8 protein-coding genes are annotated in these 12,039 nt (G+C 43.6%); 4 read left to right on the top strand and 4 right to left on the bottom strand.

The window, feature by feature from the left end:
• Nucleotides 1–459: 459 nt before the first annotated feature.
• From hpnH to V7K15_RS22720, 3 genes are all read right to left on the bottom strand, one after another.
• Complete coding sequence (gene hpnH / locus V7K15_RS22730; protein WP_334909022.1) at nucleotides 460–1,479, bottom strand: adenosyl-hopene transferase HpnH; 1,020 nt, start codon at nucleotides 1,477–1,479, stop codon at nucleotides 460–462.
• A gap of 159 nt (nucleotides 1,480–1,638) precedes the next feature.
• Nucleotides 1,639–2,622 (bottom strand): hopanoid-associated sugar epimerase, encoded by a 984-nt coding sequence (gene hpnA / locus V7K15_RS22725; RefSeq protein WP_334909020.1) that lies wholly within the window; start codon nucleotides 2,620–2,622, stop codon nucleotides 1,639–1,641.
• Nucleotides 2,622–5,267, bottom strand: a complete 2,646-nt coding sequence (locus V7K15_RS22720; RefSeq protein WP_334909017.1) for an efflux RND transporter permease subunit — start codon at nucleotides 5,265–5,267, stop codon at nucleotides 2,622–2,624. The genes hpnA and V7K15_RS22720 overlap by 1 nt, the downstream gene beginning before the upstream one ends.
• Before the next feature lie 165 nt (nucleotides 5,268–5,432).
• Between V7K15_RS22720 and V7K15_RS22715 the strand changes: the two genes are divergently transcribed.
• Both V7K15_RS22715 and V7K15_RS22710 read left to right on the top strand, forming a co-directional pair.
• Complete coding sequence (locus V7K15_RS22715) at nucleotides 5,433–6,179, top strand: 5'-methylthioadenosine/S-adenosylhomocysteine nucleosidase family protein (RefSeq protein ID WP_334909015.1); 747 nt, start codon at nucleotides 5,433–5,435, stop codon at nucleotides 6,177–6,179.
• Between the two features lie 697 nt (nucleotides 6,180–6,876).
• Complete coding sequence (locus V7K15_RS22710; RefSeq protein ID WP_334909013.1) at nucleotides 6,877–8,589, top strand: putative bifunctional diguanylate cyclase/phosphodiesterase; 1,713 nt, start codon at nucleotides 6,877–6,879, stop codon at nucleotides 8,587–8,589.
• Nucleotides 8,590–8,952: 363 nt separating this feature from the next.
• Here V7K15_RS22710 and V7K15_RS22705 read toward each other — a convergent pair whose 3' ends face one another.
• Complete coding sequence (locus V7K15_RS22705) at nucleotides 8,953–9,468, bottom strand: phosphoribosyltransferase (RefSeq protein WP_334909011.1); 516 nt, start codon at nucleotides 9,466–9,468, stop codon at nucleotides 8,953–8,955.
• Nucleotides 9,469–9,550: 82 nt separating this feature from the next.
• On the opposite strand from V7K15_RS22705, the gene V7K15_RS22700 reads away from it, so the two are divergent.
• On the top strand, nucleotides 9,551–11,002 hold the full coding sequence (locus V7K15_RS22700; protein ID WP_334909008.1) for an MFS transporter: 1,452 nt from the start codon (nucleotides 9,551–9,553) through the stop codon (nucleotides 11,000–11,002).
• 677 nt (nucleotides 11,003–11,679) lie between these two features.
• Nucleotides 11,680–12,018 (top strand): hypothetical protein, encoded by a 339-nt coding sequence (locus V7K15_RS22695; protein ID WP_334909006.1) that lies wholly within the window; start codon nucleotides 11,680–11,682, stop codon nucleotides 12,016–12,018.
• Nucleotides 12,019–12,039 lie beyond the last annotated feature (21 nt).

Raw genomic sequence — 12,039 nt, 5'->3', positions numbered from 1 at the left:
ACCTCGTTTCTAGACTCTGGCTAGAAATAGCACCTCATTGCCGCAGAATGGAATTCAATCATTCGTAGGTTGGGTAGAACGTAGTGAAACCCAACATTAAGTCTGTAGGACTAGCCCTTTCAAGGTGACTGTTAAAATCTCTTTTTTCTCTCTGTGCTCTCTGCGTCTCTGTGGTTAAAAAGTAATTAATTGAACCACAGAGGCGCAGAGAACACAGAGTTAAGAGGTTAAAGAGGAATTTCTTGTCCAAAATTTTTATCCACCTTGAAAGGGCTAGTCCTAGTCTGAAAATTTCCTAACCCCTTTTACGGTGAGGTGTACTTAGTGCGGTATGATGGGGTATTTTGTTTAGAGTCTCACTGAAATAATCCACATTCTAGTCTAATCATGATTTCAAGGGCGCTCCGGCATAGCCCGCCGCAGGCATCGCACCCTTGAAAATGTAGTATTTACTACTTACTAATTCCTGCCAAACACACTACCAAGGGCACGCGCCATATTTTGCGGTTGCATTGCATCCATTGCGGCGGTGGGTTCGTAGCCGCAGTGAACCATACAATCAGCACACTTGGGATTACCACTCTTCTGGCCGTATTGACTCCAGTCAGTTTGTGCCAGTAATTCCTTGAAGGTAGAGTAATAACCTTCGTTCAGCAGATAACAAGGTTTTTGCCAACCGAGAACGCTATAACTAGGGCTACCCCAAGGCGTACATTCGTAGTCTTTTTCACCAGTGAGAAAATCTAAGAATAGCGGATTGTGATTGAAGTTCCAGTTTTTTTCACCAGCTTTTAAAGGAGCCAGAATTTCGCGGAAGAGGGCGCGGGTTTGCTCACGGTGGAGAAAATGATCTTGATCTGGTGCCCACTCGTAACTGTAACCGGGAGAAATCATCATCCCGTCAGTATTTAGTGTTTCCACAAAGTCGAAAAACTCTTGCATATCTTTGGGTTGAGTACCCTCAAAGATAGTGGTGTTAGTGGTAACACGAAAGCCTTTAGCTTTAGCGGCGCGAATCGCTTTGACAGCAATATCAAAAACACCTTTGCGATCGACACACTGATCGTGCAACTCCCGCATCCCATCTAAATGTACGCTAAAAGTTAGGTAAGGGGAAGGTTGAAACTTATCCAGACTCTTTTCTAATAACAAACCATTGGTACACAAGTAAATATATTTCTTGCGCTCAATTAATCCCCGAACAATTTCATCAATCTGGGGATGCAGCAAAGGTTCTCCCCCAGGAATTGAGACAACCGGTGCGCCGCACTCTTCCACTGCGGTAAAGCACTGTTCTGGGGTGAGATTTTGCTTTAATATCTCTGTTGGATGTTGGATTTTACCACAACCAGTACAGGCTAGATTACACCGAAAAAGAGGTTCCAACATCAATACTAAGGGGAAGCGTTTACGTCCTTTCAAACGCTGCGTAACAAGATACTTCCCAATATCCATAGCTTGTTGTATATTAACTGCCATTGTTGCGATCGCTCCTCTTTTAGATATAAAAACACCACAGGAAAAGGCAAAACGTTAGTCATCGTACAGTAGCACAGCTAAGTAGAGCATTTCCATAATTAGTAGCTTTTTTAAACGCAGAGGGACGCAAAGGGAAGCGCAGAGGGACGCTGAGTTTTGCTATTTGACGTAACCTTGAGCAACAAACCAATCTACAGCATCTTTGAGTGCCGCATTCAGCGAAGATTGAGGTAGACCTAATTCTCGTACAGCTTTGGTGGCATTGTAATACATAGGTTGTTTTGCCATCCGAACGCCATCCAATGGCACTGAGGGCAATTTTCCCAGGGGTGCGAGAATCTTTTCATCAACCCAAGCAACACTAAGGGGCAACCAAGCCGGTACAGTTCCTTGAGGTGCCGAAAGACCTGTGATCTCGGCGAGTTCTTCGAGTAGTTGCTTGAGAGTGAGGTTTTGATGACCTAAGATATAGCGATCGCCTGATTTACCCAGTTGCAAGGCCAGTAAATGTCCCCATGCTACATCCCGCACATCGATAAAATTTAGACCAGTATCTAAATAAAAGGGCATTTGTCGTCGTAAAAATCGCAAGATTATATCACCCGTCGGAGTAGGTTTGATATCCAACGAGCCAATCGGGCTGCTGGGATTGACAATAACTACCTCCTGACCTGTAGCAACGGCTTGCATGGCTTCTTGTTCAGCCAGAAACTTAGACTTTTTGTAGTCACCCACCAACTTTTCTAAGGGACTCTGATGTGTTTCATCGACGACTTGACCAGATGATCCTACCCCAATTGCTGCGACTGAACTGGTGTAGACGGTGCGCTCAATGTTAGCCCGGCGAGCTGCTGCCAACACATTACGCGTACCCAGGACATTGTGACGATGGAGTAATTCTCGGTCTGTTTGCCACAGGGAATAATGGGCTGCTACATGAAATAGGTATTGACAACCAAGCATCTGTTGCCAGAGATTTGGTGAATTTAAATCACCTTTGACAATTTCCACCTCCAAACCGCGAAGATTATCCAAATTGCTGCTTGAGCGTACCAGGGCTTTGACTGTGTAACCCTGTTGCAGTAACAACCGAATTAAATGGGCACCAATAAAACCTGTACCCCCGGTGACAAAAACTTGCATTAAGCTGTGCCTCTCTTCTGAAATCGGGGAAACCAATCATCCAAAATAGTGTATACTACTGGCACAACAATCAAACTCAGGATAGTTGAAGTTACTAGTCCACCAGCGATCGCTATAGCCATAGGCGATCGCAATTCCGAACCAGCACCCAAACCCAATGCGATCGGTAGCATCCCTAAGATATTAGAGGCAGTGGTCATTATAATTGGTCTGAGGCGCACTAGTCCGGTGTTGAGGATCGCCTCGGTGCGGTCTAAGCCAGCGTTGCGTAACTGGTTGATGAAATCCACAAGCAAAATCGCATTTTTATTTGCCAGCCCCAGCAAAAAGACGAAACCGATTAGTGAAATCATCCCAAAGTCGCTTTTGGTGATTAGTAGCGCCAACATTGCCCCTACCAGTGCCAAAGGCAAAGAGACACCAATAACTAGAGGGTCTACCCAGCTTTTAAACAACAAAATTAGTACCACAACAATACACAGGGCAGATAAAGCTAGAGTAGTCCCGAAACTGCCAAAAACTTCACCTTGACGGGCAGAGTCTCCCCCTAAATTTAAGGAAACATCAGAGGGTAATACCGCTTTTGCTTCAGCTACTACTTTGTCAGTGGCATCACCCAAGGACAGATTCTTGCCAAGATTAGCACTGATGTAGGCCACGCGCTGATTATTCAAACGCTCGATTTGAAAAACCCTACCCTGCGGATTCGTTTCACCTGTAATTGTGACATCAGCGAATCCCGGTAGTCTCTGAATTCTTTCTTTAATCGCTTTGACTGCTTTGCTCAAAGCTTGGAGATTATTACCTTGTAATGCTAATTGCAGAGGTTTTTGACCACCGGAATCAACAAATTGAATATCTTCAACACTAGTAGTTACTCCAGAAAGAGCAGGTAATGAGGAGCGAAATTGGTCTTGTAGTTCCGCAGTTGTAATTGTCCGGTTTTCCTTTAACTTTATATATAGTGTCCCTTTATTCGGCTCACCCTCACGAGAACCAACAGTGGTAAATACCGTTTCAACTGCTGGTGATTTTCTCACAACATCTTCTAGTTTCTTCGCAACCTCAAGAGAATCATTTAAAGGATTGGGAAGATCACCCCCTTGTCCTCCTCTGCCCAAATCAGGGATACTCGGCAAAGGAGCCGTATAAGCAATATTAAATTCGCCGCGATCGAGTTTGGGAATAAATCCTTTGGGAATTAGGGGAATCAGTGCTATACCTGCGATAAAGCTGAGGACAGCCAACCCGATAACGATCTTCCGGTGATTTAAAGACCAACTCAGCAAATTTCTGTAAGATTGGGTAAACGCTACCCAGATATTTGCTTCCTGATGTGGGGAGAGCGAGGATTTAGGTTTCAGCCAGTAGATAGCCAGAACTGGAGATAAAGTTCGAGCAACTAGCATAGAAGCAAGCATCGCGGCTGAAACAGTAATGCCGAAAGGCTTGAAGAACTGACCGATTACCCCACCCATTAAACCAATGGGCAAAAAAACCGCAACTGCTGTCAAAGTGGCGGCGGTAACTGTCAACCCAATCTCATTTGTAGCTAAAAGCGCGGCTTGGCGAGGAGTTTCTCCATCTTCAACGTGTCGCATGATGTTTTCTACATCCACGATCGCATCATCAACAATACTCCCAATCACCAAAGCTAAAGCCAACAGGGTAATCGTCTCCAGGTTAAAGCCGAAAATCGCCATGACGATAAATGTCGCCAACAATGACGTCGGAATTGCCAAGGCAGAGATCAGAGTTGCCCGCCAATTCCACAAAAAAGGAAAAATTACTAATATTGACAAGACGACGGCTTCCATCAGCGCATCGATTGTTGACTGGGTGGCGTGGCGGATATATTCTGCTTGAGTGGCAGCTAAAGTTAGCTTGACATCCTTCAAAGTAGAGCGTAGCCTTTGAACTTCTTTTTCAACTCGACTCACTACTTCTAAGGTGTTAGCACTACCGCGTTTGATTACCTGAAATGCCAGTGCATCTTGGCCATTAAACCGTACTAATGTCGCCCCACCTTGGGGGACTGCTACACTCGCATTCGCTGGTTGTAAGGGAGGAGTTGTAGTAGCGCCCAGCAGTGAGACTTTCAGGACTCCTGGGAGTTTTGCGATCGCACTGACAATCTCATTTTGCGCCAACTTCGTCAAATCTGTGAGATTCCGCGTGGGACTCTCTATGGCATAGCTAATGGCGGCTGACTCGTTTAAATTCAGGGGAATAATTTTATCAGTCGCTCCCTGAGGCAAAGTCAACTGCTTGAGGGCAGTTTCAACTTTTTTGGTCGATGTTTCTAAATTCGTGCCAACGACAAAAGAAAGGCTAACAGCAGTTTGTCCCGGATAGGTGGATGAGCGGATATTATCCAGTCCTTCTAAGGATCGCAGGCGTTCTTCTAGGGGTTGGGTGAGCTTCGCTTCTGTATCCAGGGCAGTTGTCAAAGGGGCTGTAGCATTCACAACCACCACTGGGAAAGTAATATCTGGAAACAAGGCATACTTAAGGGAACTGAAAGCCAGAACACCGGCTACGGTTACGGCAATCCAAAAACTCACCGTCAGCCACGAAAATTTAATCGCCCATTTGGAAATATTGAAGAGTTCTCGTGCGGATTTGGAGTTATGAAGCTTTACCATCTTGGAAAATTATCGTGTGGGTGACACAATTATTTAGTCATCCTACAGCAATCGGCTTGGGTTTGCGAGTTTTGGATATCACAAAACGGCAACATTAATTATTGTCACTCAGATATGACCCAATCTTTAATACAAAAGGAAATTTCCAAACTGTCGAGAGGGCTAGTGCCTAATTTTTTACCCATCAACACAATTCTGGTGCCTCAAGGAGCAGAATATAAAGCTGTATGTCGCGCCTTTCGCGGCGTTAATGGCTCGATCCCAACGGTAGTAGCCATACCTGTTGGGATGAAGCCTTTACTCAAATATCTGCACGCATCCCCAGCAAATGCACAATTTCTGACTCCAAAATCCAGAGTGCTGATTATGGGTATATGTGGCAGCTTGAGCGATCGCTACAAAGTTGGTGATCTTGTACTGTATCAAGATTGTCTTTATCAGGGCAAACAGCAAGAATGCGATCGCACTTTTACAGCACAATTACACTCAGCACTCCTAACTCCCATTCGGCTACGCCCTTCGACTACGCTCAGGACAAGCTCACGGCAAGCCCACTCCCCACTGAATTTAGTCAAGGCATTGACAAGCGATCGCGTCATTTGGTCTGCTGCCGAAAAACGCCATTTAGGTGAGACTTTGGCGGCTGATGTTGTGGATATGGAAGGATTTACCGCCTTAGAGTTTTTCAATGCAGCTGGGGTGGACGTGGCAATATTGCGAGTAGTCAGCGACGATTGTCAGCATAATATCCCCGATCTCACATCAGCAATTAACTCTGATGGCTCCCTAAACCCTTTGCCTTTAGCGATCGGAATGCTTCGACAACCCCTTGCTGCTACTCGGCTGATACGAGGTTCATTAACAGCATTAAAGGTGTTAGAGCAAGTTACAAATCTGCTCTTTTCTGGCTAGAGGCTGAATTAATTGTTGCGTCTCTACAGTAGACATCTCCAGAAATTAAATATGCGTTACCCAGAACCCTTGTTTTGACGTAGCACTGCTACGTCAAAACAATTCTTTTTCCGAGATGTCTAGTAATAGAACTTACACAAACAATAGCTGAAAAGAATGATTTTTTCTTAAGGGCAATACCTTTCTCCTGCAAAGACGCGAACGGGAAGCCTTCGGCTACATGAATTATCTCTACAGCGCCTGTAGTTTTGCGTAAGTTCTAAGTAATTTTCTGGTAAATAGATAGACTTCGCCGGAGGAGAGCAGGCGGTTAGAAACCCTATCTACATGAGGCTTTAATTACTCCGTGGGTTTCAAAATTTGTGAAATCCAACTACAGATAAATACTGATACTTACCCATAGTCATCCGTATTTTTTCAACATATTCTAAGTGATTAAACGGGTATAACGGCTTCTATACAAACCAACAAAGTAATAATAAATACAATTGCATTTTAGCTCTGAAATTGCTCGTGGAATAAGCCTTACAGAAACTTTATCGTTAGATAGATCAAGTATAAACCGATATTGGGAAGCATAATATATGACCTTATCAGCGTTAGGTTCCATGAGAGCTAATTCCACTGGATTGTGAATCAAAAATACTCTTTTGCCAGGATAGCTCGGAACTAATTTGCCAACTATCGAACAGAATTTATGAAGCTCAATCACAATCTCTACCTGTACTCCTTCCTAGCTAATTTCAGATGGCTGAAGAAAAGTTACACTGCTAAAATCATGTTGGTGGCATTTTTGGGTACTCATGTACCACTTCTGACCTTACTCTTGAGTTTCGTGATCTCAAACTCCTATTCCTTGGAGATGACGATCCGAGTTATGAGCGTTGCTTTGTTGGCGACGTTAGCGGGTACGGGCGCGACTATCTACGCGCTACACCACCTGCTCAAACCGGTTATTTTGACATCTGCTGCATTGCAAAATTATCTGAACACCAAAATCCTACCTGAATTACCCACAGAATTTACTGATGAAGCGGGTACATTAATGGCGGATACCTCACAAACGCTTCACAAATTAGATCAGTTAATTCACTACATTACTAATTATGATGATCTAACTGGATTACCCAATCGTGATTTATTCCGCGATCGCCTCCATCAGACTCTATCCCAACCTGAAAACAACCAGCGCCTTGTAGCTGTCTTTTTGCTGGCTATTGATGATTTCACTACTATAAGTCATGGGTTGGAGCATCACACAACAAATTTGTTGTTAAGAGCAGTTGCCCAGAGGTTATCAACCTGCATGGCGCAAACAGATATTCTCGCCCATTTGAGTAAAGATGAATTTGTCCTTGCCCGCATAGACATTGTTTCTTTTGAAAGTGTGATTCAGCTATCTCAGCTACTGTTAAGTACGCTGAGAAAACCCTTTTCTTTAGAGGGTAACTCGATTCATATCACCGCCAGCATCGGCATCACAATTAATGGACTAGATGATCGTAATAGCGTAGCTCAACTCTTGCAACAGGCTCATATGGCACTGTACCAGGCGAAGCAGCAAGGGCGTAACCAATACCAATACTATTTGCCCGAAATTAATGCCCAGTTGCAGGAGCGGCTAACTTTAGAAAATCAATTACATGGGGCGCTTGAGCGCAACGAAATGCTGGTTTATTATCAACCTCTGATTGATTTATGCAGCGGACAAGTTACAGCGATGGAAGCGTTAGTTCGCTGGCAACATCCTACCTTCGGTTTGATTTCTCCAGCCAAGTTTATTCCCATTGCCGAAGCCAATGGTTTGATTGTACCAATTGATCAATGGGTCTTGCGAACTGCTTGTGCCCAAAACCGTGCTTGGCAGCTTGCTGGATTTACCCCAATTCGGATATCTGTAAATCTTTCAGCTCGACAGTTTGAACAACCGAATCTAGTTGAAATCGTCAGCCAAATTCTTGAGAAAACTGGACTAAAAGCATCTTACCTGGAACTGGAAGTGACGGAAAGCTTCTTGATGGCTGATATTGATCGATCAGTTAAAACCTTAAAACAATTACGAGAACTGGGTATATGGTTGGCTCTAGACGACTTCGGCACCGGTTATTCTTCCCTCAATTACTTGAAGCGTTTTCCTGTGAATATGCTCAAGATTGATCGGTCATTTATCCAGGATGTCACATCCAATCCTGATAGCGCCGCCATCACTGATGCGATTATTGCCCTCGCCAAGAGCCTCCGGTTGAAAATCACGGCAGAGGGTGTGGAAACCCAAGAACAGCTTGACTATCTGCAAATGCGTGGATGTGACGAAGGTCAGGGTTTCTACTTCAGTCGTCCTGTCCCTGCTGATATAATTACCCCGATGTTGGAGAAAAGTTTTCAGCATCTGGAGATAATGGCAGCATAGGTAAATGCCTAAGCCAAAAAGCCACCCTCCCCTGATAGCGTTTCACTTGAATTTTGATCGAAAACGTCGTGTACAAGTTTTTCTTAGCCCCCTTTTTAAGGGGGTTGGGGATCTAAAATTTGAGCCACATCACGCGAAGATCCCCCCTAACCCATTGGTGACAAGTTAAGGAAAAGGGGAAATTGTCAAGCGTGGTATTTGCAGTGGTCAAAAATGGTGGGAAACTCAATCTAGACAAGTAATTGAGCGATTGTGACCAGCCATGACCACCAGCCGAAAAACATTCTCGGAGCCAAAAAAGCTCACTCCATAATCTTTTTGAATTCTTAATTTTGAATTCTGCGTAGCGATACTAAGTATTTATCAACACGGACTGACCTTAGCCGCAAGTTCGGCGAGGTTCATCTGCTCGTAGTGTTCAAAGGGTTGGTGAATCCAAGGGTTGTCAGCCAAGTAATCGACATAATAATTGGGTGTTATAACTGAACAGGCTTTATACCAAAGAACGGCGGTGCGGATTTCCTCAATGGGGAAATCAGTATTTTGCTTGAGCCTAGGTATAGTCTGTTCAAGTGTGATTCCAGAGTCTACTAAGTCATCCACTAGGAGAATGCGCGAACCTAACTTTTCGGCAGTCATTGTCAAGTGGCGCGAGAAAATTAAATTACTTCTTTCTTGTTTCCCAGCGCCACTGTAAGATGAGGTTGCTAAAATTGCCAGTGGTTGCTGGTATATACGGGAAAGAATATCTCCAACTCGTAGTCCTCCTCTGGCAAGACAGATAATCTGGTTGAATTCCCAACTGGATTGATAAATCTGAATAGCCAGTTGTTCAATTTTTTGGTGATAATCTGACCAAGAAACATAAAGGTCTGGCATAAGTCTAACTGGAGTGGTAGATAGCTAGTATTGAAGGCGATGCGATCGCAAACTTATTATTTTAGTATGAGCGCAAGTTATTATGAACGATTCTGCTACTGATGGCGATGCCCAACGAGATCCTAAGAGTCAAAAACTCGACTTTAAAACAAAGCTGGCTTACGGTGCAGGGGATTTAGGCCCAGCAATTACTGCAAATATCTCCGTCTTTTATCTGCTGTTTTTCTTTACCAATATCGCTGGTATCCCTGCGGGTTTAGCTGGCAGTATTTTGATGATTGGCAAAATCTGGGATGGCATAAATGATCCGGTTATCGGCTTCCTGAGTGATAAAACAAAATCTCGGCGCTGGGGTCGTCGTCTTCCTTGGATGTTTTATGGAGCAATTCCCTTTGGGATTTTCTTTTTCTTGCAGTGGATTGTACCGCAATTTAGGGCAAATCAGAGTGATAATATTTGGCCGATGTTCTGGTATTACGTAGTGATTGGGGTGCTATCTCAGTCCTTTTTCACGGTTGTGAATTTGCCTTATACGGCAATGACTCCAGAACTAACTCAAGATTACGACGAACGCACCAGCCTTAACAGTTTCCGATTTACATTTTCCATTGGTGGTAGCATTCTGTCGTTGATTTTAGCGCAAATTGTTTTTTCCCAAATTGCCGATCGCCAACAACGATATCTCGTTTTAGCAGCAATTTGTACTGTAATTTCGATTTTGGCATTATATTGGTGCGTTTTTGGAGTCCGCGATCGCATCCTGGCTTTTGAGGCTAAACGCATCCAGTCCGAAGAACCTGCATCTCTCCCCTTCTTAGAACAGCTAAAAATTGTCTTTAGCAACCGACCTTTTCTATTTGTTATTGGTATATATCTTTTTTCTTGGCTAGGTGTGCAGATTACAGCCAGCATCATTCCCTATTTTGTAGTCTATTGTATGGGTCTTAAAGAATCAGATGTGCCCACACTGCTGATTGCAGTCCAAGGAACCGCCCTGCTGATGCTATTTGTCTGGGGGGCGCTGAGTAAAAAAATCGGGAAAAAACTTGTTTATTTTCTGGGAATGAGTTTATGGATTATAGCAGCTGCCGGACTATTTTTCTTACAGCCTGGTCAAATAGTTTTGATGTATTTGATGGCTGTCATGGCGGGTGTTGGTGTATCCACAGCTTATCTAATTCCCTGGTCGATGATTCCAGATGTGATTGAATTAGATGAACTCCAAACCGGACAACGCAGAGAAGGCATTTTTTATGGCTTCATGGTTTTGCTACAAAAATTTGGTTTAGCTTTCGGGCTGTTTTTGGTGGGAAATGCTTTGCAAGTATCGGGTTTCAAAGCATCTGTAGCCGGAAGTCCACTACCCACCCAACCGGATTTGGCATTGTTGGCTATTCGCATTGCTGTTGGGCCTATACCTACAGTTTGTTTGATTCTGGGCTTGATTTTAACGTATTTTTACCCGATTACCCGCGAGATGCACGCAGAGCTCATGCTGAAACTCAAAGAACGGGAAGAGAAGAAAGGAGTTTAACTAATTCGTAATTCGTAATTCGTAATTAACAATTCAAGTTCAGAGGTTCACTCACGAAGCTCAGAGGTTCATCCACGAAGCTTAGAGGCTCATTCACGAAGCTCAGAGGCTCATCGACGAAGCTCAGAGGTTCATCGACGAAGCTCAGAGGTTCATCGACGAAGCTCAAAGGTTGATTGACGAAGCTTAGAGGTTCATTCACGAAGCTCAGAGGTTCATTCACGAAGCTCAGAGGTTCATCGACGAAGCTCTAATACTTATTCAAGAGCATAATTCACTAGATGCAAGAGTCCTACACCTGATTGGGCACAACCACAGCCAACAACAAACATCTCTGTGTCTAATGCTCCATGCCCAGTCTCTTGTATTTGCGATCGCAAACTGACTTAACCTAAATATATGCCTTTAGCAAAGGTAAATTCAAATGCTCGTAGCTATCCACGCATGATTTCGTCATCGGGGATAAAGGCAAAGTGTTAGTATTGCAACGTATTTCGCCTAACCAACTATATTCACTTGTGCTTCATCTTTGTGTTGCTAGCGATCGCTTTTAGGGAAAAGCTTTAATATAGTAATCAATTCAATTAGTTAAAAATACTGAGGTCGATCAAGTAATAAATTTGATTCAATTAATGAAACAAACGGTTTTTTCATTGTTCCCGTTTGCTTATTAAGTAATGCTACTTACAGACTGGAGCCATCTTTTAGACAATATTTTGCCTGATGAGAGTAGTGAGGCATATATCAGTGATATGTTTGTAAGACCTCTAATAAACGCACTTGGATTTAATCAGCAAGAGCTTTTTCCACAATTTGACACGGGTAATGGGAGAGTAGATTTTGCTGCGCGTAAGAATGTTGATAGTGATATTTTTGCATTGTCTAGAATCAATCCCTATTTACTTGTTGAAGTTAAGGCACCAGCAACAGGAGCAGGAGCCAAAATTACAGCAGTTTGCGATCAAATTCACCACAAGAAGAGCTATCTAATAGGCTCAAAAAACAGACCACAATGATTAAACCAATTTAGAGCATTT

It is taken from the genome of Nostoc sp. (assembly GCF_036919815.1).
Lineage (GTDB): Bacteria > Cyanobacteriota > Cyanobacteriia > Cyanobacteriales > Nostocaceae > Nostoc.
The sequence above is the reverse complement of the archived record's forward strand: the minus strand, read 5'-3'. Positions and strand labels throughout refer to the sequence as shown.

Bases quoted from the DNA above. Each gene is read 5' to 3' on its own strand.
- hpnH (WP_334909022.1), bottom strand. From the start codon at position 1,479: ATGGCAGTTAATATACAACAAGCTATGGATATTGGGAAGTATCTTGTT.
- hpnA (WP_334909020.1), bottom strand. From the start codon at position 2,622: ATGCAAGTTTTTGTCACCGGGGGTACAGGTTTTATTGGTGCCCATTTA.
- V7K15_RS22720 (WP_334909017.1), bottom strand. From the start codon at position 5,267: ATGGTAAAGCTTCATAACTCCAAATCCGCACGAGAACTCTTCAATATT.
- V7K15_RS22710 (WP_334909013.1), top strand. From the start codon at position 6,877: ATGAAGCTCAATCACAATCTCTACCTGTACTCCTTCCTAGCTAATTTC.
- V7K15_RS22705 (WP_334909011.1), bottom strand. From the start codon at position 9,468: ATGCCAGACCTTTATGTTTCTTGGTCAGATTATCACCAAAAAATTGAA.
- V7K15_RS22700 (WP_334909008.1), top strand. From the start codon at position 9,551: ATGAACGATTCTGCTACTGATGGCGATGCCCAACGAGATCCTAAGAGT.
- V7K15_RS22695 (WP_334909006.1), top strand. From the start codon at position 11,680: ATGCTACTTACAGACTGGAGCCATCTTTTAGACAATATTTTGCCTGAT.